This is a genomic window from Streptomyces sp. NPDC042002, from assembly GCF_055588305.1.
In genome coordinates this window covers 230,198-250,832 of the sequence record NZ_JBVJCT010000009.1, presented here as the reverse complement: position 1 = coordinate 250,832, position 20,635 = coordinate 230,198, and the positions used below count along the sequence as shown (strand labels likewise).

Here is a 20,635-nt window from a genome sequence, read left to right as displayed (position 1 = left end):
TTCGTCCTGGAGAGACGGGGTGAGGGGAGTGGCTCCCTGGCCCAGAGATACGGCCCGCGACGCCCGTGCGTTCAGAGGCCCGCCGAGTCGAGTGCGGACTGGAGCGACTGCTTGTATCCGCCGCTGGTGTAGGTGGCTCCGGACACCGAGTCGATCTGGGCACTCTGGGCGGCCAGCGTCTCCCGCCTGAGCTGGGGAATCGCGTAACTGTTGATCTCCTGGTCCTTGGGATTGTCCGAAGGATAGGCCACCGCGGAGGCTTCCGTGATCCGGCCGTTCTTCAACGTGATCCGTACCTGGACCGGACCCCAACGGGTCTGCACCGTATCGCCGGTGACGGTCTTGGTCCCCGTGCTCCTCGAGCCCCCGGACGTGCCCGAGGAGGAGGAAGCGGAGGAAGGGGAGTGAGCCGCGGACGAGGAGGCTTCGGCCGGTGCCGGCGGGGTGTGCGGCTTCAGCGAGAGGAGCAGGACGACAGCGGTGACCGTGGTGGCGGCCGCCAGCGTCACCCGGCGCAGCGGACGGTTCTTCTTCAGGGCGTGCACGGCGGCCTCACAGCTCGAACGACTCGTGGTGGATACGGCGGTCGGGGACACCCGCGGTGTGCAGCTCCCCGTACAGGTCCCGCGCCATCGCGGGAGGTCCGCAGAGATAGACGTCGTGCTCGGCGATGTCCGGCACGGCCTCGCGCAGCGACTCGGCGGTGAGCCGCGGGCGCGAGCCGTCGGCGGCGTTCACCGCGTACAGGACGCGGGCCCCGCGCCACCGTGCGATGTCCTCCAACTCGCCGCCCAGCGCCAGGTCCTCGGCCGTGCGCGCCCGGTAGAGGAGTGTGACCCGGCCGGGCAGCTCCTCGAACAGGGCACGCAGTGGTGTGATGCCGACGCCGCCCGCGATCAGCAGCGACTTCGACGAGGTGCTCCGGTCGGCGGTCAGCGAGCCGTAGGGGCCCTCCGCCCACACCCGGGTGCCGGGACGCAGCAGCCCCACGGCCGCGCTGTGGTCGCCGAGCGCCTTCACGGTGATCCGCATCCGGTCGGGCCGGGGCGGCGCCGACAGGGAGTACGGCGTCGAGGTCCACCGCATCCCGTCCGCGAGGAACCGCCAGCGGAAGAACTGGCCCGCCCGCGCGTTCAGTTCGTCCAGACCCTCCCCGCATATCACGATGGAGAACACCCCGGGGGACTCCCGGTGCACGGACTCCACGCGCAGCCGGTGGCGCCGGTTGAGCCGTACGGGGACCAGCAGGCGGAACCAGACGACGAGGGCGGCCGTGCCCAGGTAGAGCGCGTACCAGGCGGCCTGCGCCGCGCTGTCGCCGACGAAGTCGGAGCCGAGCGCGAGCTGGTGGAAGAAGGCCAGGAAGACCGCCACGTACGTCAGCAGATGGACGTAGTACCAGAACTCGTGGCTGATCCGGCGGCGGGCCAGACGCGCCGAGGTGATCCCGACGGCGAAGAGGACGACCGTGCCGGTCGTCGCCTTGAGCATGTCCGGGTAGTCGAACACCACGCTCAGCGTCTCGTGCACGATGCCCGTCCCGTCCTGGGCGGCGTAGCCGAAGAGGATCAGGGTGACGTGCGCGACCAGCAGGCAGATCGTGTAGCGGCCGGCCATGGCGTGCCAGCGGGCCACCCGGTCGGAGCCGACGCGCCGCTCCAGGAGCGGGACCCGGGCCATCAGCGCCACCAGGACGGCGCAGCTGTAGCCGCACAGCAGCCCGGCGATCCGTCCGGCGTCCGTCAGCCAGCCGGCGAGGCCCACCACCGACCGGGTGTCGGTCCACCACAGGGCGAGGACCGCGGCCGCTCCCGCCCAGAGCAGGGCCAGCAGCGGCCCGGCGGGCGAGGGCCGCGGCCGCCTGCGTCCTCGCGTCCCGCGCGGGTCAGCCGCCCGCTCGTACACCGTGGTCATCTGTCCGTCCTCTTTTCCGGCAGTCCGGGAGCAAACTGTGCGTCCGGAACCTCTGAGGAGGCTCTGAACCGGCCCCTTCGGCGCGGACTCACAGCAAACTGAGAGCGACCGGGAAGGGGCGGAGGAGGGGAAGGCCGAGGGAAACAGGGGGACCTCTGAGGAGAGACGACTCAGAGGAAACTCAGAGGCCGCGTGGCAAGGTGCGGCCGTCGGGAGGGGCGATGCTGGAAGGCGACATGAACACTCCCACCCCAGACCCCGGCACCCCCGGCGACCAGGACACCGGCACCGGCGTTGTCCGGTCCCGGGGGACCGGAAGGCCGCCCTCGCTCACCCGGCCCGACGGGACCCCCGTGCGCGTCCTCGTCGTCGACGACGATCCGGACCTGGCCGAGGTCCTCTCCGGTGCCCTGCGCTACGAGGGCTGGGAGGTCCGTACCGCGGGCGACGGTGCCTCGGCGGCCGCCGAGGCTCGCGAGCTGCTGCCCGACGCCGTCGTCCTCGACGTGATGCTCCCGGACACCGACGGCTTCGCCGTGCTGCGCGACCTGCACACCGTGCTGCCGGGCGTCTGCGTCCTCTTCCTCACGGCGCGGGACGCCGTGGAGGACCGCATCGCCGGCATCACCGCGGGCGGCGACGACTACGTCACCAAGCCGTTCAGCCTGGAGGAGGTCGTCGCCCGGCTGCGCGGACTGCTCCGCCGGGCCGGCATGGCCCGCCGGATCGACGAGGGCCCGCGGCTCGTCGTCGGAGACCTTGCGATGGACGAGGAGGCCCGCGAGGTGACCCGGGGCGGCGACCTGGTCGAGCTGTCGCCGACCGAGTTCGAGCTGCTGCGCTTCCTGATGCGCAACCCGCGCCGCGTCCTCAGCAAGGCCCAGATCCTCGACCGCGTCTGGTCCTACGACTTCGGGGGCCAGGCCCATGTCGTCGAGCTCTACATCTCCTACCTGCGCAAGAAGGTCGACGCGGGCCGCGAGCCGATGATCCACACGGTCCGGGGCGCCGGGTACGTCATGAAGCCCGCGGCCGGCCGGTGAGCGGGAGCACGCGGGCCAGGGCCATCACCAGGTCCAGGGCCATGGGCAGGCGCTGGTGGCTCCGGCTGACGGCGGCCCTGCGCGCGCTGCCGCGACCGCGCACCATGCGCGCCCGCCTCACCGCCGGGCTCGTGGTGCTGCTCGCCGTCAGCTGCGCGGCCGTCGGCGTCGCCGCGGTGTACGAACTGGACGGCTTCCTGACCGGTCGCCTCGACCAGCAGTTGCAGGTCGCCGGGGCGCGGTTCCCGGCGAGCCTGGAGCACGGCTCGACGAAGCCGTCCGACCACGACGGTGACGAGCAGGGGGACACCCGCCGGCAGAGCACCGGCACGTTCGGAGCCCGTCTGGTCGGCGACGACGTCACGAACGCGGCGGTCGTGCCGCCCGGCACCGGCACGGCCGCCCGGAACGTGGATCTCAGCGCCCGCGACGAGGCGGCTCTCGCCGCGCTCCCGGCGGACGGCAGCGCCCACACCGTCTGTCTGTCGGCCCTGGGCGACTACCGCGTGCTGGCGACACCCGGCAGGGACGGTGACGTGCTGATCACCGGGCTGCCCACCGAACCGGTCGACGCGGCCGTCCACCGCCTGGAACTCGTGGCCTCCCTGGTCTTCGGCGTGGCACTCGTGGTCGCCGGAGTCGCCGGGGCCCTGTGGGTCCGCTGGTCGCTGCGCCCGCTGAACCGGGTCGCCGCGACCGCCACCCGGGTCAGTGAACTCCCGCTCGCCAGCGGCGAGGTGGCCCTGCCCCCGCGGGCGCCCGAATCCGACCCGCGCAGCGAGGTGGGCCGCGTCGCCGGTGCCTTCAACCGCATGCTCGGCCATGTCGAGGACGCGCTCACCAAGCGGCACGCCAGCGAGGAACGGCTGCGCACCTTCGCCGCCGACGCGAGTCACGAGCTGCGCACCCCGGTCGCCTCGGTCCGCGGCCACGCCGAGCTCGCGCTGCTGCACCCCGGCCCGGTGCCCCCGAAGGTGACCCGTGCCCTCGAACGGATCGCCGCCGAGTCGGCCCGCATGGGCGAGATGGTCGACGACCTGCTCCTGCTCGCCCGACTCGACGCAGGCCGCCCGCTGGAACGCCTTCCCGTCGACCTCACCCACCTCGTCCTCGACGCGGTCACCGACGCCCGCGCGGCGGGCCCCGGCCACCACTGGGTCCTGGAGCTGGCCGAGGAGCCGGTCACGGTGACGGGCGACGCCCACCGGCTCCAGCAGGTGTTGGCCAACCTGTTGGCCAACGCTCGTGTGCACACGCCTGTCGGCACCCGGGTGACGGTGTCCCTGGAGGAGGGCGGTACGGAGGCCGTGCTGAAGGTCCACGACGACGGACCGGGGGTGCCCGAGGACGTCCGGCCCGGTGTCTTCGAACGCTTCACCCGGGCGGACCGCCGCCGCGCGGACGGCACCGGCAGCGGAGCGGGGCTCGGCCTGTCGATCGTGGCCGCCGTGGTCGAGGCGCACAGCGGCACGGTCGCTCTGGAGAGCGGCCCGGGAGCGACCACGTTCACGGTCCGCCTCCCCGCGGCCTGAAGCCCGGCCCATCGGACTGCCGGTCGGTCCCTTCCGCCGGTCCGCGTGGCGCCGGTCCGGGTTCAGCCGGAGTGCCGGTGTGCCGGTCCGTCAGTATCGGGTGACCGCGGTCGCCCCGTTCGTCGTGCCGATCGCGATGTGCGGCTTCCGTGCCGGATCGGCCCACGTGAGGATCCGGCGCATCGCGTCCGCCGGGACGGACACACAGCCGGCCGTGGGTCCGCTCCCGTTGACGTGCAGGAAGATCCCCGCGCCCGCGCACCGGCCGGTCGTAGTTGAACCCGATGACGAAGGCGTACGCGTACTGCTTCTCGTAGGCGATCAGACGCTCGGACTCCTCGGCCCGGCAGTCCCCGGGGCGCGGCTCGGTCCAGCGGTTGTACGACAGGGACGCGTTGTCCTGGCACCACCAGGAGTCCTGGCCCACCCGGCGGTACGGCGTCGAGGTCCCCTCCGGCGCCGCCCGGGTCCCGAACGCGTACGGCAGCCCGTACAGCCCTGTGGGTGTGGTGTTCGTGCCCTGGCGCCGCGCCCGGCCCTCGGCCAGCCCGCGCGCCCCGAACCGCGCGGGGGCGGAACCGGCCCGCACCCAGCGCCCGTCCCGCAGGTCCCACCAGGTGAGCGTCCCCGAGGTCGCGTTCTCGCGGGGTGCCTCGGCGGTGATCAGCTGGGTTCCGCCGCCGGTGTCGGCCAGCCGCGAGGGAAGCCCGGCAAGGGGCACGGGCCCGCCCGGGGCCAGGGCGAGCAGGGACGCGGACGCGAGGGCGACGGCTCCGAGGCGCATGGCTCAGACCGTACTGGGGGGCAACGGCAGCGGCAGCCCGGGCAGTCCGTCCAGGCTCGTCGCGATGTGCTCCTTCTTGGTGAAGTACTCGCTCAGTGAGGTGTCGTCCTCGCGCGCGAAGCGCTTGCCGTGCAGATCGCGGTCCTCGTCGTAGGACATGAAGGGCACCGCGTAGCCGCAGCTGTCGCGGACGAGTTCGGCCGTCACGACGATGATCGCGCGCAGTCCGTGCGGGGCCGGATCGATGGCGGGGAAGTGGGTGAGGAGTTCCTTGAAGCGCGGGTCGTCGCGGAAGACCGGCTCGCCGCGCCCGTGCACCCGGACGATGTTGGGCGGGCCCTGGAAGGCGCACCACATCAGGGTGATCCGGCCGTTCTCGCGCAGATGCGCGATCGTCTCGGCGGTGCTGCCGGCGAAGTCCAGATAGGCCACGGTCCGCTCGTCGAGTACGGCGAACGATCCGCTGAGCCCTTTGGGGGAGAGGTTGACCGTGCCGTCCCCGGACAGCGGGGCGGTCGCGGTGAAGAAGAGGGGCTGCGCCTCGATGAACGTACGGAGGCGGCCGTCGATGCGCTCGTAGGTCTTTCCCATGTCTAACGATTATCCGGGAAAGTCTTTCGTCCGTCTAAGGAATCGCGGGTTCCGGCGGCGTCGTTCAGGGGCACCGCCGGAACCCGTGACAGGCGCCCCGGCCGCCATCGGCGAAGCGGCCGGGGCGCCTGTCACGTCACTTGGTGAGGGTGCAGGCGGCGAGGGTGTCCAGTCCGGTCGGCTTGGCGGCGGTGCGGCCGATGGAGATCGCGATGCGGTCGATCGTGGAGGTCCGCTTGTCCTTCAGGGGGCCGAGGATCGCGTTCTGGACGAAGTTGGCGCCGCCCTGTCCGACGGTGTTGGCCAGACGCGTGTCGGCCTCGGCGATCTGGGTGTTCAGGAGCGCCAGATTGCGGTCGACCTCGGCCTTCGCGGAGGCCGGGACGGCGGGCAGCTGCGACGCGACGTCCGGGCAGGTGATGGTGCCGGCCGCGGTGGCGGCGCCCGTGTCGCCCGCTGCCCCGCCCGCCTGCGCGGTGGCCGTCGCGCTGGGTGCGGCGGCGCCGGTGGCCGCGCCGCCCACGGCGTTGAGCGTGCAGGGCGCGAGCGAGTCCAGGCCCTGCGGCTTGGCGGCCGTGCGCCCGATGGCCGTCGCGATGCGGTTGATGGTGGCGACGCGCTTGTCCTTGAGCGGGCCGAGGATCGCGTTCTGGACGAAGTTGGCGCCGCCCTGTCCGACGGTGTCGACCAGCCGCTTGTTCGCCTCGGCGATCTGGGTGTCCAGCAGGGTGAGGTTGCGGTCGACCTCGGCCTTCGCGGTGGCGGGGACCGCGGGCAGGCTCGGCGCGACGGCCGGGCAGTTCACCGTGCCCGCGGCCGCGGCCTTCGTCGTGGCGTTCTGCGCGCCGCTGCCGTGCGTCCCGCCCGCCAGGGCGCTGCCGGTGATCACCGCCGCGGACAGCACCACGGCGGAGGCTCCGCCGATCATCACGACGCGCCGCTTGTTGTACTTCGGAAGAGCCCTGGACATGCGGAATCCTCACTCGGGTCGGGGGGCGGACGACCGCCCGGTGATGGTCCGGGCGGTCCGTTGTCCGTGTGTCTGCCGTACGCGAACGCGGCGCCTGCGTTCAGCGGGAGATACGCGAAAGCGGTTTCACGCGTTCAAGCGTCCGGAAGATTCCGTCGCCGGGCGCCCGGGGATTCCCTTGCCCGGCTGTCCCGTTACCCCGGATTGCCCGTCTGCCCGTCTGCCCGTCCGTTCGTCCGTTCGTCCCTCTGTCCGTCGGCCCGGAAGTTCGGGGCGCCGCGCGGGTCACGATTGACGAACCATGCAGAGTGCTGCATACTCATGCATGTCAGCGAATGCACTGTGAGGAGAATCCCGTGACCGAGCGCGTCGTACTCGCCTACTCAGGCGGTCTGGACACCTCCGTCGCCATCGGTTGGATCGCCGAGGAGACGGGCGCCGAGGTCATCGCCGTAGCGGTCGACGTCGGCCAGGGCGGCGAGGACCTGGACGTCATCCGCAAGCGCGCGCTCGCGTGCGGCGCCGTCGAGGCCGAGGTCGCGGACGCCAAGGACGAGTTCGCCGACGAGTACTGCCTCCCGGCGATCAAGGCCAACGCCCTCTACATGGACCGCTACCCGCTGGTCTCCGCCCTCTCCCGGCCGACGATCGTCAAGCACCTCGTCGCCGCCGCCCAGAAGCACGGCGCCACCACGGTCGCCCACGGCTGCACCGGCAAGGGCAACGACCAGGTGCGGTTCGAGGCCGGCATCGTCGCCCTCGCCCCCGACCTCAAGTGCATCGCCCCGGTCCGCGACTACGCGATGACCAGGGACAAGGCCATCGCCTTCTGCGAGCAGAAGCAGCTCCCGATCGCCACCACCAAGAAGTCCCCGTACTCCATCGACCAGAACGTCTTCGGGCGCGCGGTCGAGACGGGCTTCCTGGAGGACATCTGGAACGCCCCGATCGAGGACATCTACGAGTACACCTCGAACCCGGCCGAGCACCGCGAGGCCGACGAGGTTGTCATCACCTTCAAGCACGGCGTCCCGGTCGCCGTCGACGGCAGGCCCGTCAGCGTGCTCCAGGCCATCCAGCAGCTCAACGAGCGCGCCGGAGCCCAGGGCATCGGCCGGATCGACATGGTCGAGGACCGGCTCGTGGGCATCAAGTCCCGTGAGGTGTACGAGGCTCCGGGCGCGATCGCGCTGATCACCGCGCACCAGGAGCTGGAGAACGTCACGGTCGAGCGCGAACTCGCCCGCTACAAGCGGCAGGTCGAGCAGCGCTGGGGCGAACTGGTCTACGACGGCCAGTGGTTCTCCCCCCTCAAGCGCGCCCTGGACGGCTTCATCGACGAGGCCAACCAGCACGTCAACGGCGACATCCGGATGACCCTGCACGGCGGCCGCGCGGTCGTCACGGGCCGGCGCTCCGACACCTCGCTCTACGACTTCGACCTCGCCACGTACGACACCGGCGACACCTTCGACCAGGCCGCGGCCAAGGGCTTCATCGACATCTACAGCCTGTCGTCGAAGATCGCCGCCAAGCGGGATCTGGCGTAACCCGTACGGGACTTGGCGCGGGCCGTGTCGTGTCCGCCGCCTCGAAGCCTCCCGACCGCACTAGCCTGACAGCCGCCTCCTCACTCGCGCGTGGGGAGGCGGTGGCACATCCACACCTTTCGAGGAGTAACGCAAGTGAGCAGCAACAGCGGTGACGTCCGGCTCTGGGGCGGACGTTTCGCCGACGGTCCCGCCGAGGCCCTGGCCAAGCTGTCCGCGTCGGTCCACTTCGACTGGCGCCTCGCGCCGTACGACATCGCCGGCTCGCGAGCCCACGCGCGCGTCCTGCACGGTGCGGGCCTGCTCACCGAGGACGAGCTCACCCGGATGACCGAGGGCCTCGACCTGCTGGAGTCCGCTGTCGCCGACGGCTCCTTCGTGGGCACGATCGCCGACGAGGACGTCCATACCGCCCTGGAGCGCGGCCTGTTGGAGCGTCTCGGCCCCGACCTCGGCGGCAAGCTGCGCGCCGGCCGCTCCCGCAACGACCAGGTGGCCACGCTCTTCCGGATGTACCTGCGCGACCACGCCCGGATCATCGGCGGTCTCATCGCGGACCTCCAGGAGGCGCTGATCGGTCTGGCGGAGGCGCACCCGGACGTGGCGATGCCCGGCCGCACGCATCTCCAGCACGCCCAGCCCGTGCTGTTCGCGCACCACGTCCTGGCCCATGTCCAGTCGCTGTCCCGGGACGCGGAGCGGCTGCGCCAGTGGGACGAGCGGACGGCCGTCTCGCCGTACGGCTCCGGTGCCCTGGCCGGTTCCTCCCTCGGCCTGGACCCGGAGGCGGTGGCCAAGGACCTCGGCTTCGAGCACGGCAGTGTCGCCAACTCCATCGACGGCACGGCCTCCCGCGACTTCGTGGCGGAGTTCGCCTTCATCACCGCGATGATCGGCGTGAACCTCTCCCGGATCGCCGAGGAGGTCATCATCTGGAACACGAAGGAGTTCTCCTTCGTCACCCTCCACGACGCGTTCTCCACCGGCTCGTCGATCATGCCGCAGAAGAAGAACCCGGACATCGCCGAGCTCGCGCGAGGCAAGTCGGGCCGGCTGATCGGCAATCTGACCGGGCTGATGGCCACGCTCAAGGCGCTGCCGCTGGCGTACAACCGCGACCTCCAGGAGGACAAGGAGCCGGTCTTCGACTCCTGCGACCAGCTGGAGGTCCTGCTCCCCGCCTTCACGGGCATGATGGCCACGCTGACCGTGCACCGCGAGCGCATGGAGGAGCTGGCCCCGGCCGGTTTCTCGCTCGCCACCGACATCGCCGAGTGGCTGGTCAAGCAGGGCGTGCCGTTCCGTGTCGCGCACGAGGTCGCCGGTGAGTGCGTGAAGGTCGCCGAGGCGGACGGCAAGGAACTGGACGAGCTGACCGACGAGCAGTTCGCGAAGATCTCGGCGCGTCTGACGCCCGAGGTGCGGTCCGTCCTCAACGTCCCCGGCGCGCTCGCCTCCCGCGACGGCCGCGGCGGTACGGCGCCGAGCGCGGTCGCCGTCCAGCTCGCCGAGATCAAGACGGACGTCGCCGCCCAGCAGGTGTGGGCCGTGGCGAAGCACAAGAAGTAGCCCGTCCGGAGGAGCGGACACGGTCCGTGAGCGGGGCGGGTGCCGTACGACGGAGGGCGTCGCGGGTTACGTTGGCCGGGAGCCGTAAAGGAGCCGACCGAACGGAGCCGCGATGCCCTTCGCACGTCTCGCCTCAGCGACGACTCCCACCGCCCACCTCGGCCTGGGGCTCGCCGCCGTGGGCCGCCCCGGTTACATCAACCTCGGGCGCGAGGAGGACCTCCCGGCCGACCGCAGCGTCGACGCCCTGCGCGAGCGCACCCACGAACTCCTCGAAGCCGCCTACGCCCAGGGCGTGCGCTACTTCGACGTGGCCCGCTCCTACGGCCGCTCCGAGGAGTTCCTCGCCGACTGGCTGAGCGGTCGCCCCGACATCGACGACATCGTCATCGGCAGCAAATGGGGCTACAGGTACACGGCTGACTGGCGCACCGACGCCGAGGCGCACGAGGTCAAGGACCACGGCCTCGCCACGTACGAGCGGCAGCGCGCCGAGACCGCGGAACTGCTCGGCGACCGGCTCGACCTCTACCAGATCCACTCGGTGACCCCGGACAGCCCCGCCCTCACCGACAAGGAACTGCACGCGGCCCTCGCCCAGGCCGCCGCCGGGGGGCTGTCGGTCGGCTTCTCCACCAGCGGGCCCGCGCAGGCGGAGGCGATCCGTGCCGCGCTCGCCGTCACGGTCGACGGCGTTCCGCTCTTCCGTACGGTCCAGTCCACGTACAACCTCCTGGAGACCTCGGCCGCCCCGGCGCTCGCCGAGGCCCACGACGCGGGGCTCACGGTGATCGTCAAGGAGGGCATGGCCAATGGCCGGCTCGCCGGGCCCGGTGCGCCGGACGCGCTGCGCGCCGTCGCCGCGGAGACCTCCCTCGGCTGCGACGCGGTCGCCCTCGCGCTGATCCTGCGGCAGCCCTGGGCGGGTGTCGTGCTGTCGGGGGCGGCCACCGTCAGCCAGCTCGCCTCGAACCTGCACGCGGCGGTCGTCGACCTCGACGACGATCAGCTCTCCCGGCTGGCCGCCCTGGTGGAGGAACCACGGGCGTACTGGGAACGACGCGGGCAGCTGCCCTGGCACTGAGCGTGTCAGGCGGTATGTCAGGCGGTACGTGAGAAGGGCTGCGTGAACCCCCTGAACAGGGAGGGAGTGAGACACGTACGCGCCAGGTGAGACGTTCATGTCTCACCTGCGGTATATTTGTCTCATGGCTGTCGACCGTGACCACGTGCTGCGCAGCGCAGCCGCCCTGCTCACCCGGAAATCCACCGCGACCATGGACGAGGTCGCCAAGGCCGCCGGGATCAGCCGGGCCACACTGCACCGTCAGTTCGCCGGCCGTGACGCGCTCGTACGCGCTTTGGAGGCGCTCGGCATCGAGGAGTGCGAGGCCGCCCTGGACGCGGCCCGCCTCGACGACGGCACCGCCCAGGAAGCCGTGCGCCGCCTGGTGCGGGAGCTGGAGAAGGTGGCCGGACTGCTCGCCTTCCTCTACACGGAGAACCAGCTCTTCGAGGGCGACGGGCAGCACGAGGGCTGGGCCCGCCTCGACGCCCGGATGGCCGCGCTGTTCCGGCGCGGCCAGCAGAGCGGCGAGTTCCGCATCGACCTCACCCCGGCCTGGCTCACCGAGGCGCTCTACGGGCTGATGGCCTCGGCGGCCTGGGCCGTGACCGAGGGGCGGGTCGCCGCCAAGGACTTCCACCACATGATCGTCGAGCTGTTGCTCGGCGGCGCGCTCAGGAGAGAGGAACCATGACCAGCACCCTGCGGCCGGCGCTCGTGACGGAGGTGCACAAGCGCCCGGACCGTTGGCTCGCGCTCTGCGTCCTCGTCCTCGCCGTGCTGCTGGTGGCCGTGGACGCGACCGTCCTCGGCCTCGCGACCCCGTACATCAGCGAGGACCTGAAGCCCTCAGGCACCCAGCTCCTGTGGATCGGTGACGTCTACTCCTTCGTCATCGCCGGTCTGCTCGTCTCCATGGGGAGCCTCGGCGACCGCATCGGCCGCAAGAAGCTGCTGCTCGTCGGCGCGACGGCGTTCGGCCTCATATCCGTGCTCAACGCCTACGCCACGACACCCGAGTCGATGATCCTGGCGCGGGCGCTGCTCGGTGTCGCGGGCGCGACCCTGATGCCCGCCACCCTCGCCCTGATCCGCAACATCTTCCACGACCCGCGCGAGCGCAGCCTCGCCATCGGCATCTGGGGCGCGACGGCCTCCGCGGGCACGGCGGTCGGTCCCGTCGTCGGCGGCTTCCTGCTCGAACACTTCTGGTGGGGTTCGGTCTTCCTCATCAACCTTCCGGTGATGGTGGTGCTCGTCCTCGTCGGCCGCAGGCTGCTCCCCGAGTCGAAGAGCCCGAACCCCGGACCCTGGGACCTGATCAGCGTCACGCTCTCGCTCGTCGGTGTGATCGGCGTGGTGTACGCGGTGAAGGAGCTCGCGGCGCACGGACCGAGCGGCGGGGCATTCGCCGCGGGCCTGCTGGGCGCCGGCGCGCTGTTCTGGTTCGTGCGCCGCCAACTGACTCTTCCCACACCGCTGTTGGACGTCCGGTTGTTCCGTAACCGGGGATTCTCCGGTGCCGTGCTCGCCGACCTGTTCACCGTGCTCGGCATGTCCGGACTCGTGTTCTTCCTCTCCCAGTACCTGCAACTCGTGCAGGGCCGGGGGCCGTTCGAGGCGGGGCTCGCCGAAGTCCCCGCCGCGGTGGGCGCGGTGGCGGCGGGTCTGGTCGCGGGCCGGTTCGCGCGGCGGTTCTCCGTGCGGACCGTCGTCTCCGCCGGACTCACCGCCGTGGGCCTCGCGCTCGGGGCGCTCACCGTGCTCGACCGGGCCACCGGCTATCCGCTGCTCGGCGCCGCCCTGCTGGTCGTCGGCATCGGCGCGGGCTTCTCGTTCACCGTCACCGCCGACGTCATCCTCTCCGCCGTGCCCAAGGACCAGGCGGGCGCCGCGTCCGCGGTCTCCGAGACGGCGTACGAACTCGGCGCGGCTCTCGGCATCGCCCTGCTCGGCTCCGTCGTGACCGGCGTCTACGCGGGCTTCACCAGCCCCGCGGGCACCCCGGCCGAGGCGCACGACTCGCTGGGCGGAGCGGTGGAGGCCGCCGGGAGTCTGCCCGAGCACACCGCGGAGACCATGCTCACCGCGGCCAGGGAGTCCTTCGTGGACGGCCTGGCGCTCGCCTCCGGCGCGGGCGCGGCGGTCCTGCTCGCCACCGCGGTGGCGGCGTGGTTCCTGCTGCGCGGCCAGAAGCTGGAGACGTAGGAACGCCGTTCGGACCATGCCGGGACAGGGGCGACCACGGGGCCGGGCCACCCGCGGACCGGGCCACGCGGCACGCCGGGTCCGGGACGACCCGGACGGGACCCCTGGTCGTACGAAACGGGTGGGCCCCCGACCGCGGCTGCCGGTCGGGGGCCCACCCGTGTGTGATGTCGCGTGGCCGGGCGAAGAGCCGGGGCCCTTCGCGTGCGGCCGAGCTGTCTAGGCGGCCTTCGCCTTGGTGGCGTACATGTCGACGTACTCCTGGCCGGACAGCCGCATGACCTCGGTCATCACGGAGTCGGTCACGGCGCGCAGCACGTAGCGGTCGCGGTCCATGCCCTCGTAGCGCGAGAACTCCATGGCGGGACCGAAGCGGACGGTGACCTTGCCCGGCCGCGGGATGCCCGCGCCGCCCGGCTGGAGCTTGTCCGTGCCGATCATCGCGAACGGGACCACCGGGGAGCCGGTCATCATGGTGAGCCGGGCGATGCCGGTGCGGCCGCGGTACAGGCGGCCGTCGGGGGAGCGGGTGCCCTCGGGGTAGATACCGAAGACCTTGCCCTCCTCCAGGACGCGGCGGCCGGTCATCAGCGCGGCCACGCCGCCGTTGGCGCCGTCCCGGTCCACCGGGATCATGCCGACGCCGGTGAAGAACCACGCCATCAGGCGGCCCTTGAGGCCCTTGCCCGTGACGTACTCGTCCTTGCCGATGAAGAGCACCTGCCGGTCGCAGACCAGCGGAAGGATCATCGAGTCGATGAACGTGAGGTGGTTGCCGGCCAGGATCACCGGACCGTCGCCCGGGATGTGCTCCACGCCTTCCACCTGTGGGCGGAACATCAGGCGCATGATCGGTCCGAGCACTGCCTTGATGAGCGCGAAGCGGGACAACGGGCCCTCCGGTGTCAAGGGATCGGTATGGAGTATGTGCAGGTGAGGACGATACTCGCGGTTCCCGGATGATTGCACATCGGGTTCATCGACTGGATACGCACTGTTGACCTACGTTTACCTGCGGTTGCGTGCCTGTGAGCGGCGGACGCGGGGCGACACGATGTGACGGACATCGCGCGCCGTACCGGCGAACGGGTGATCCCGTCATGAATCGCCGCCCGTTCGCCGCAGTCTCACGCCTACCCCCGACCGCCCTGCCGATGCCGACGGACCGTCAGGTTCCGCATCCTGTACGACATCCGGGGTCACCCACTGTTCCGCCGCGGGTCTCCCTCCCGTCACACCGGGGCCCCTACGATCGTCCCGTTTCGACAGGCAGGGCACCTACGGCGGGAGGAGCGCTCATGGGGGCGCAGGAGTCGAACGGTCAGGAACGGGGCACGGCGCGGCGGACGCTGCTCGGAGCCGCGGCGCTCGGGGCGGGCGGAGCGGTCCTCGGCCTGCCCGGCGCCGCGAGCGCGGACGGACGCCACGGGGGCGGGGGCTACCGGAGCCTGCCAAGACCGGCCGTCATCGGTCACCGCGGAGCCAGCGGCTACCGGCCGGAGCACACCTTCGGCTCGTACCAGCTCGCCCTCGACCTGGGCGCCGACGTCGTCGAGGCCGGCGACCTGGTGCCCACCAGGGACGGCCACCTCGTATGCCGTCACGAACCCGAAATAGGCGGGACCACGGACGTCTCGGCGCACCCCGAGTTCGCCGGCCGCAAGACCACCAAGACACTCGACGGGGTCCCCACCACCGGCTGGTTCACCGAGGACTTCACGCTCGCCGAGCTGAAGACGCTGCGCGCCGTCGAGCGCATCCCGGCCAACCGCCCGCACAACACCCTCTACAACGGCCGCTGGGAGATCCCCACCTTCGAAGAGGTGCTCCGCTGGCAGGACGAGCAGACCCGCAAGCGCGGCAAGCAGGTCTGGATCTACCCCGAGACCAAGCACCCCACCTACTTCCGGGCGCTCGGCCTCGGCCTGGAGGAGCGGGTCGCCAAGCTGCTGCGCAAGTACGGCAAGGACAAGAAGGACTCGCCGGTCATCCTCCAGTCCTTCGAGCCGAGCAGCATCCAGCGGCTGGACAAGCTGGTCGGCAACCCGCTCGTCGTCCTGCTGTCCGCCGCGAACACCAGCCCCTGGGACTTCGTCGCCGCGGGCGACCCCCGCACGGTCGCCGACCTCGTCACCCCCGAGGGCCTGGCGTGGATCGCCTCGTACGCGCAGGGCATCGGCCCCACGCTCGACCTGGTCATCCCGAAGGACGCGGACGGCGACCTCACCGCGCCGACCACGCTCGTCGCCGACGCGCACCGCGCGGGCCTGATCCTGCACCCGTACACCATGCGCAACGAGAACCCCTTCCTGCCCACGAGCTTCCGCAAGGGCACCGCCGTGGACGCCTACGGGGACCCCTTCGGCGCCTTCAAGGTCTACTTCGAGACGGGCATCGACGGCGTCTTCTCCGACAACGCGGACACCGCGGTGCTCGCCCGCGCGGACTTCCTCAAGGGATGACCTCGCCTCCCCGGGCCGCCTCTCCGGCCGTCTCCCCGGGCCGCCGACGGACGCGTCCGATCAACGAGACAGGTGTCCGCATCCGTCAACGCGTGAGCCGGTCACCCCGGATGGGATGACAACCGGCCGCCCCGGCAACCTCTCGCCGGGGCGGCCGCGTCGTGCCGCACATGACCCATGAGCTGGTTTCCACGCTGCGGCCGCTGCTCGCCGCCGAGGCGTCGGCGGAGGCCCACGCCTCCGGCGCCGAGCAGGGCGACCTGGAACAGGCCGTCTGGCTGCGCCTGCTGGAGCGCCTGGACACGACGGGACCGCCGGTCGACCCGCAGCGCTGGGTGCGCCGGGCCGTGCGCTCCGAGGCCCGCCGCAGCCGCCGCAGGTCCCGCGTCGAGCAGCCGTACGCCGTCGAGCCCGCGGACGACGGCCGCCCCGGCCCCGAACAGCAGGCGATGACCGCCGCCCGCCGTCGCGAGCTGTACGACGCCGTGCGCCGGCTGCCCGGCCGCTGCCCGGGTCTGCTGGCCGCCCTGCTCTCCCCCCAGGACCTCACCTACCGGGAGATCGCGGGTGAGTTGGGTATCTCACAAGGCAGTCTTGGTCCGGAACGTTCCAGATGTCTTGGATGTCTGCGTCGATTGCTGACGACGGAGGTTGCGGCCCGCTGACGACGGGGATAGGAGTGGGGGACGACCGGAACAGGTGAGCGGGAGGCATGCACACATGGGCATGAGCGTGACCATCTCGGCGGCGACCGAGCAGGATGCGGAACAGATCCTGAAGCTGCAGTACCTCTGCTATCAGAGCGAGGCCGAGCTGTACGGCGACTACGGCATCGAGCCGCTCACACAGCCGCTCGACTCGCTGAGGGCGGAACTGGCGGGCGGCACCGTCCTGGTGGCCCGCCTCGGCGACGAGGTGGTGGCCTCGGTACGCGGCGCCGTCGACACCGACGGCACGGCCCGCATCGACAAACTCATCGTGCATCCGCGCATGCAGCGGCACGGCCTCGGCGGACGCCTGCTCGACGCGATCGAGACCCGCCTCGGCGCGGGGGGAACCGCCAAGTCCTTCCAGCTCTTCACCGGCCACCGCAGCGAGCGCAACCTGCGCCTGTACCGCAAGCACGGCTACGCGCCCGTCTCGCAGGAGCAGGTGGGCGAGCGCATGACGCGGGTGACCCTGGCCAAGGGCGCCGACACCGGCGCGTACGCCACCAGCGCCTGAACGCGGCCTACTTCGGCTGCGGTCGCGAGTCGGCGGTCGTACGGGCCCTGCGCAGCCAGTACATCGCCGACAGCGGCAGCAGGACCGGGATGAAGAGATAGCCCATGCCGTAGTCCGACCACACCGTGGCGTCGGGGAACGCGGACGGCTCGACCAGCGTCCAGGTCCCGACGGTCAGCACACCCGCGAGCTCGGCGGCGCAGCACACCAGCGCCGCCCTGCGCGCCGTCTCGCCGCCGCGCACGAGCGAGTACGTGATGAACCCGTAGACGAGACCGGCGACCGCGGAGAGCGAGTAGGCCAGCGGCGCCTTGTCGAACTGGGTGGAGATCTGCACGGCCGACCGCGAGACGGCGCCGACCACCATCACTCCGTACAGCCACAGCAGCAGGATGCCGGGGCCGCTGATGAGCCGCGTGCGCTTCTGGTCCGCGGGCCCCTCCGGCGGCTTCCCGCCCTGCGCCTCGCGTTCGTCCCGCTCGTTCCGAGGCACGGTCGTGTTCTCCTCCGTGGCCGTCATCTCAGCCTCCCCAGATGTCGTAGAGCCGCACTTCGAGCACGGCGAGGACGACGCCGCCGGCCGCCACCGTGACCGAACCCCAGCGGGTGCGCTCCGCCAGCGACATGAACCCCGCGGCGGGAACGCACGCGAAGGCGCCGAGCAGATACGCCACGAAGATCGTCGTGCCCTGCTCGGCCTTCTCGCCGCGCGCCAGCTGGACGACGCCGATCACCAGCTGGACCAGGGCGAGCAGCGACACCACGGCCATGCCGATGAAGTGCCAGTCCTTGGTGGGCTGATCGCGGTGGGCGGCCCAGCCGCACCAGGCGGCGAGCGCGAGCGCGGCGACGGCCGTCGCGACCGTCAGGGCATCAAACATGCCGTGACCCTATTACGGGCCAAAAGACCTGATGCGCTCGCCCCCGGGCTCCCCCGTAGGGTCGACGGCATGAAGATCCACGCTGAAGCCCTCCTGTTCGACAACGACGGAACCCTCGTATCGTCCCTCGCGTCGGTGAACCGCTGCTGGACCCTGTGGGCCGAGGAGTACGGGATCACCGCCGAGGACTTCGCCGCGATCGGCCTGCACGGCCGCCCCGCCGTCGAGATAGCCGCCGACCTGCTGCCCGCCGCCCTCGTCCCCGAGGCGCTCGCCCGCATCGAGCAGCTCGAGGTCGAGGACGTGCGAGGCGGGGTCGTGCCGCTGCCCGGCACCCTCGCTCTGCTCGCCGCGCTGCCCGCCGAGCGCTGGGCCGTCGTCACCTCGGCCACCCGCCGGCTCGCCGACGCCCGGCTCGACGAGGTCGGGATCCACCCCAAGACGCTGATCACCGCCGACGACATCACCCGGGGCAAGCCCGACCCCGAGCCCTATCTGCTCGCCGCCCGTGAACTGGGCGTCGACCCGGCCCGCTGCGTCGTCTTCGAGGACGCCCCCGCCGGGCTCCGGGCGGGCCGCGCCGCCGGGATGACCACCGTGGCGTTGGCCACAACGCACCAGGCCCACGAGCTGGACGCCGACCTCGTCGTCGAGGACCTCTCCGCCCTGTCCGTACTGGTGACGGACACCGGAGTGGAGATCTCCGTCCGAGGCTGAGAACCGTCCACCGCTGTCCGCTATTCGGACAGCGGTGGCGGCCCCCGGCCCCCGGTCTGCTTTACTTCATTCCATGACCACGACGAGCTGCCGCATCCTTGCGACCGAGGCGACCACGACGCCCGGTGCTCGTTGTACGTGTCGAATGTGCGCCTGCTAGAGGGCCCCCGCACCACCGCCTGATCCCGCGCCCTGTGTCCGTACCGCGTACGTGACCGGGCTGCCCCGCGCACACGTTCTCCTTCCGGTTCCATCGCCATCGCGAGAACCGTGCCGCGTTCCCGACCGAATGCACCCGTGCCCGGCGCACACCCACGCCCCGCACTCGACAGTGACGGAATTCCCAGTGATCACGACAACGGGCCTCACCAAGGTCTACCGCTCGCGCGGCCGTGAAGTGACCGCCCTCGACGGCGTCGATCTGCATGTCCGCGAAGGCGAGGTGTACGGCGTCATCGGCCAGTCGGGCGCCGGCAAGTCCTCGCTCATCCGCTGCGTCAACCTCCTGGAGCGTCCCACCTCCGGCACGGTCACCGTCGACGGCCGGGACCTCACCGCCCTCGTCGGGCGCGGCCCGCGGGCCGGCCGGGAGCTCCGCCGGGCACGCACGCGGATCGGCATGGTCTTCCAGCACTTCAACCTGCTGTCCTCGCGGACCGTCCAGGACAACGTCGAGCTGCCGCTCGAAATCCTCGGTCTCTCGGGGAAGCAGCGGTCCTCCAAGGCCCTCGAACTCCTCGACCTGGTCGGTCTCTCCGACAAGACGAGGGCGTACCCCGCGCAGCTCTCCGGCGGTCAGAAGCAGCGCGTCGGCATCGCCCGCGCCCTGGCCGGCGACCCGAAGGTGCTGCTCTCCGACGAGGCGACCAGCGCCCTCGACCCGGAGACCACCCGCTCCATCCTCGAGCTGCTGCGCGACCTGAACCGCCGGCTGGGCCTGACCGTCCTGCTCATCACCCACGAGATGGACGTCGTCAAGACGGTCTGCGACTCGGCCGCGCTGATGGAGAACGGTCGCATCGTCGAGTCCGGCACCGTCAGCGAACTCCTCGCGACGCCCGGCTCCGAGCTGGCCTCCGCGCTCTTCCCGGTCAGCGGCGAGGCCTCCGGCGACGACCGCACCGTCATCGACGTCACCTTCCACGGAGAGTCGGCCACCCAGCCCGTCATCTCGCAGCTCTCGCGCACCTACAACATCGACATCTCGATCCTCGGCGCCGCGATGGACACCGTCGCCGGCAAGCAGGTCGGCCGGATGCGCATCGAACTGCCCGGCCGCTACGAGGAGAACGTCGTACCGATCGGCTTCCTGCGCGAGCAGGGCCTGCAGATCGACATCCAGGGCCAGGAGCCCGTTCTGGTGAAGGAAGGTGCCCTGTGACCTGGTCGGAGATGCAGCCGCTGCTGTCCCAGGCGTGTTGGGACACGTTCTACATGGTCGGCTGGTCCACGCTGATCGCGGTCGTCGCCGGTCTGCCGCTCGGCGTCCTGCTCGTCCTCACCGACCGCGGCGGCCTCCTGCAGAACGTGGTCGTGAACAAGGTCATCGGGCAGGTCGTGAACATCGCCCGCTCGCTGCCGTTCATCATCCTGATGGTCGCGCTGATGAGCTTCACGCGCACGATCACCGGAACGACCATCGGACGCGAGGCGGCGATCGTGCCGCTCGCGGTCGGTGCGATCCCGTTCTTCGCGCGGCTCGTCGAGACGGCTGTCCGCGAAGTGGACGGCGGGCTCGTCGAAGCCGTACAGGCGATGGGCGGCAACACCTGGACCGTCGTCCGCAGGGTCCTCGTACCGGAGTCGCTCCCCTCGCTGATCTCCTCCGCGACCACCACGGTCGTCGCCCTCATCGGCTACTCGGCGATGGCCGGCACCGTCGGCGCGGGCGGCCTCGGCGACATCGCGATCCGCTACGGCTACCAGCGCTTCGAGTCGGGCCTCATGTGGATCACGGTCGGCATCCTCGCCGTCGTCATCTCGGCCATCCAGTTCGCCGGCGACTACGCGGCCCGCACCCTGCACCGGCGCGGCGGGCAATCCGGCGCCGCCCCGAGGCTGCGGCTGCTGAAGGTTGCGAGGCCCGCGGCGGCCGACGTCGGCAAGGCCGCCTGAAACGCCTCG

At 71.4% G+C, this 20,635-nt stretch carries 20 protein-coding genes and 1 pseudogene; 13 read left to right on the top strand and 8 right to left on the bottom strand.

The genetic code is table 11. The annotated features are described in order from the left end of the window. Nucleotides 1-71: 71 nt before the first annotated feature. Nucleotides 72-545 carry an FMN-binding protein gene (locus ACZ6KY_RS17015; RefSeq protein WP_469311062.1) on the bottom strand — a complete coding sequence of 158 codons (474 nt, stop codon included), beginning with the start codon at nucleotides 543-545 and terminating at the stop codon, nucleotides 72-74. A 7-nt stretch (nucleotides 546-552) separates the two neighbouring features. Next, nucleotides 553-1,914: a ferredoxin reductase family protein gene (locus ACZ6KY_RS17010; protein WP_469311061.1), complete on the bottom strand. Its 1,362-nt coding sequence runs from the start codon at nucleotides 1,912-1,914 to the stop codon at nucleotides 553-555. 236 nt (nucleotides 1,915-2,150) lie between these two features. On the opposite strand from ACZ6KY_RS17010, the gene ACZ6KY_RS17005 reads away from it, so the two are divergent. Both ACZ6KY_RS17005 and ACZ6KY_RS17000 read left to right on the top strand, forming a co-directional pair. Then, nucleotides 2,151-2,957 (top strand): response regulator transcription factor, encoded by an 807-nt coding sequence (locus ACZ6KY_RS17005; protein ID WP_469311060.1) that lies wholly within the window; start codon nucleotides 2,151-2,153, stop codon nucleotides 2,955-2,957. 41 nt (nucleotides 2,958-2,998) lie between these two features. Then, nucleotides 2,999-4,489, top strand: a complete 1,491-nt coding sequence (locus ACZ6KY_RS17000; RefSeq protein ID WP_469311059.1) for a sensor histidine kinase — start codon at nucleotides 2,999-3,001, stop codon at nucleotides 4,487-4,489. Nucleotides 4,490-4,579: 90 nt separating this feature from the next. Here the strand turns inward: ACZ6KY_RS17000 and ACZ6KY_RS16995 are convergent. From ACZ6KY_RS16995 to ACZ6KY_RS16985, 3 genes and pseudogenes are all read right to left on the bottom strand, one after another. After that, nucleotides 4,580-5,273 (bottom strand): annotated as a pseudogene (locus ACZ6KY_RS16995) (L,D-transpeptidase family protein). A gap of 3 nt (nucleotides 5,274-5,276) precedes the next feature. Next, a complete protein-coding gene (locus tag ACZ6KY_RS16990; protein WP_469311058.1) occupies nucleotides 5,277-5,864 on the bottom strand; it encodes a pyridoxamine 5'-phosphate oxidase family protein in 588 nt (195 codons plus the stop codon). A gap of 136 nt (nucleotides 5,865-6,000) precedes the next feature. Continuing rightward, entirely contained in the window at nucleotides 6,001-6,834 is an 834-nt protein-coding gene (locus tag ACZ6KY_RS16985) for a hypothetical protein (RefSeq protein WP_469311057.1), read from the bottom strand. Between the two features lie 356 nt (nucleotides 6,835-7,190). On the opposite strand from ACZ6KY_RS16985, the gene ACZ6KY_RS16980 reads away from it, so the two are divergent. The 5 genes from ACZ6KY_RS16980 (at nucleotide 7,191) to ACZ6KY_RS16960 (ending at nucleotide 13,227) form a co-directional block, all read left to right on the top strand. Further along, on the top strand, nucleotides 7,191-8,384 hold the full coding sequence (locus tag ACZ6KY_RS16980; protein ID WP_469311056.1) for an argininosuccinate synthase: 1,194 nt from the start codon (nucleotides 7,191-7,193) through the stop codon (nucleotides 8,382-8,384). A 135-nt stretch (nucleotides 8,385-8,519) separates the two neighbouring features. Continuing rightward, complete coding sequence (argH, locus tag ACZ6KY_RS16975) at nucleotides 8,520-9,953, top strand: argininosuccinate lyase (RefSeq protein ID WP_469311055.1); 1,434 nt, start codon at nucleotides 8,520-8,522, stop codon at nucleotides 9,951-9,953. Between the two features lie 112 nt (nucleotides 9,954-10,065). Beyond that, nucleotides 10,066-11,037, top strand: coding sequence for an aldo/keto reductase (locus ACZ6KY_RS16970; RefSeq protein ID WP_469311054.1), 972 nt, complete (start codon nucleotides 10,066-10,068; stop codon nucleotides 11,035-11,037). 124 nt (nucleotides 11,038-11,161) lie between these two features. After that, nucleotides 11,162-11,713 (top strand): TetR/AcrR family transcriptional regulator, encoded by a 552-nt coding sequence (locus tag ACZ6KY_RS16965; protein WP_467756496.1) that lies wholly within the window; start codon nucleotides 11,162-11,164, stop codon nucleotides 11,711-11,713. Further along, nucleotides 11,710-13,227: an MFS transporter gene (locus tag ACZ6KY_RS16960; protein ID WP_469311053.1), complete on the top strand. Its 1,518-nt coding sequence runs from the start codon at nucleotides 11,710-11,712 to the stop codon at nucleotides 13,225-13,227. The genes ACZ6KY_RS16965 and ACZ6KY_RS16960 overlap by 4 nt, the downstream gene beginning before the upstream one ends. A 219-nt stretch (nucleotides 13,228-13,446) precedes the next feature. Here the strand turns inward: ACZ6KY_RS16960 and ACZ6KY_RS16955 are convergent, their stop codons facing one another. Further along, nucleotides 13,447-14,118, bottom strand: a complete 672-nt coding sequence (locus ACZ6KY_RS16955; protein ID WP_401334005.1) for a lysophospholipid acyltransferase family protein — start codon at nucleotides 14,116-14,118, stop codon at nucleotides 13,447-13,449. A 407-nt stretch (nucleotides 14,119-14,525) separates the two neighbouring features. On the opposite strand from ACZ6KY_RS16955, the gene ACZ6KY_RS16950 reads away from it, so the two are divergent. The 3 genes from ACZ6KY_RS16950 (at nucleotide 14,526) to ACZ6KY_RS16940 (ending at nucleotide 16,913) form a co-directional block, all read left to right on the top strand. Further along, on the top strand, nucleotides 14,526-15,689 hold the full coding sequence (locus tag ACZ6KY_RS16950) for a glycerophosphodiester phosphodiesterase (protein ID WP_469311052.1): 1,164 nt from the start codon (nucleotides 14,526-14,528) through the stop codon (nucleotides 15,687-15,689). A 170-nt stretch (nucleotides 15,690-15,859) separates the two neighbouring features. Next, nucleotides 15,860-16,354 carry a sigma-70 family RNA polymerase sigma factor gene (locus ACZ6KY_RS16945; RefSeq protein ID WP_469311051.1) on the top strand — a complete coding sequence of 165 codons (495 nt, stop codon included), beginning with the start codon at nucleotides 15,860-15,862 and terminating at the stop codon, nucleotides 16,352-16,354. 55 nt (nucleotides 16,355-16,409) lie between these two features. Continuing rightward, a complete protein-coding gene (locus ACZ6KY_RS16940; RefSeq protein ID WP_469311050.1) occupies nucleotides 16,410-16,913 on the top strand; it encodes a GNAT family N-acetyltransferase in 504 nt (167 codons plus the stop codon). A gap of 7 nt (nucleotides 16,914-16,920) precedes the next feature. Here the strand turns inward: ACZ6KY_RS16940 and ACZ6KY_RS16935 are convergent, their stop codons facing one another. Next, nucleotides 16,921-17,433 carry a hypothetical protein gene (locus ACZ6KY_RS16935; RefSeq protein WP_469311049.1) on the bottom strand — a complete coding sequence of 171 codons (513 nt, stop codon included), beginning with the start codon at nucleotides 17,431-17,433 and terminating at the stop codon, nucleotides 16,921-16,923. Between the two features lies 1 nt (nucleotide 17,434). Continuing rightward, the gene (locus tag ACZ6KY_RS16930) at nucleotides 17,435-17,794 is read right to left on the bottom strand and encodes a hypothetical protein (protein WP_469311048.1); all 360 of its coding nucleotides are present in this window, start codon (nucleotides 17,792-17,794) and stop codon (nucleotides 17,435-17,437) included. Between the two features lie 69 nt (nucleotides 17,795-17,863). On the opposite strand from ACZ6KY_RS16930, the gene ACZ6KY_RS16925 reads away from it, so the two are divergent. From ACZ6KY_RS16925 to ACZ6KY_RS16915, 3 genes are all read left to right on the top strand, one after another. Continuing rightward, the gene (locus ACZ6KY_RS16925) at nucleotides 17,864-18,511 is read left to right on the top strand and encodes an HAD family hydrolase (protein WP_469311047.1); all 648 of its coding nucleotides are present in this window, start codon (nucleotides 17,864-17,866) and stop codon (nucleotides 18,509-18,511) included. 289 nt (nucleotides 18,512-18,800) lie between these two features. After that, nucleotides 18,801-19,892 (top strand): methionine ABC transporter ATP-binding protein, encoded by a 1,092-nt coding sequence (locus ACZ6KY_RS16920; protein ID WP_469311046.1) that lies wholly within the window; start codon nucleotides 18,801-18,803, stop codon nucleotides 19,890-19,892. After that, entirely contained in the window at nucleotides 19,889-20,626 is a 738-nt protein-coding gene (locus ACZ6KY_RS16915; RefSeq protein ID WP_469311045.1) for a methionine ABC transporter permease, read from the top strand. Before ACZ6KY_RS16920 ends, ACZ6KY_RS16915 begins: the two co-directional genes overlap by 4 nt. Nucleotides 20,627-20,635 lie beyond the last annotated feature (9 nt).

Coding starts and splice junctions, on each gene's coding strand:
- ACZ6KY_RS16940 (WP_469311050.1), top strand. CDS start 16,410: ATGGGCATGAGCGTGACCATCTCGGCGGCGACCGAGCAGGATGCGGAA.
- ACZ6KY_RS16965 (WP_467756496.1), top strand. CDS start 11,162: ATGGCTGTCGACCGTGACCACGTGCTGCGCAGCGCAGCCGCCCTGCTC.
- ACZ6KY_RS16935 (WP_469311049.1), bottom strand. CDS start 17,433: ATGACGGCCACGGAGGAGAACACGACCGTGCCTCGGAACGAGCGGGAC.
- ACZ6KY_RS16930 (WP_469311048.1), bottom strand. CDS start 17,794: ATGTTTGATGCCCTGACGGTCGCGACGGCCGTCGCCGCGCTCGCGCTC.
- ACZ6KY_RS16970 (WP_469311054.1), top strand. CDS start 10,066: ATGCCCTTCGCACGTCTCGCCTCAGCGACGACTCCCACCGCCCACCTC.
- ACZ6KY_RS17010 (WP_469311061.1), bottom strand. CDS start 1,914: ATGACCACGGTGTACGAGCGGGCGGCTGACCCGCGCGGGACGCGAGGA.
- ACZ6KY_RS16925 (WP_469311047.1), top strand. CDS start 17,864: ATGAAGATCCACGCTGAAGCCCTCCTGTTCGACAACGACGGAACCCTC.
- ACZ6KY_RS17000 (WP_469311059.1), top strand. CDS start 2,999: ATGGGCAGGCGCTGGTGGCTCCGGCTGACGGCGGCCCTGCGCGCGCTG.
- ACZ6KY_RS17005 (WP_469311060.1), top strand. CDS start 2,151: ATGAACACTCCCACCCCAGACCCCGGCACCCCCGGCGACCAGGACACC.
- ACZ6KY_RS16920 (WP_469311046.1), top strand. CDS start 18,801: ATGCACCCGTGCCCGGCGCACACCCACGCCCCGCACTCGACAGTGACG.
- ACZ6KY_RS16950 (WP_469311052.1), top strand. CDS start 14,526: ATGGGGGCGCAGGAGTCGAACGGTCAGGAACGGGGCACGGCGCGGCGG.
- ACZ6KY_RS16960 (WP_469311053.1), top strand. CDS start 11,710: ATGACCAGCACCCTGCGGCCGGCGCTCGTGACGGAGGTGCACAAGCGC.
- ACZ6KY_RS16985 (WP_469311057.1), bottom strand. CDS start 6,834: ATGTCCAGGGCTCTTCCGAAGTACAACAAGCGGCGCGTCGTGATGATC.
- ACZ6KY_RS16990 (WP_469311058.1), bottom strand. CDS start 5,864: ATGGGAAAGACCTACGAGCGCATCGACGGCCGCCTCCGTACGTTCATC.
- ACZ6KY_RS16945 (WP_469311051.1), top strand. CDS start 15,860: ATGACCCATGAGCTGGTTTCCACGCTGCGGCCGCTGCTCGCCGCCGAG.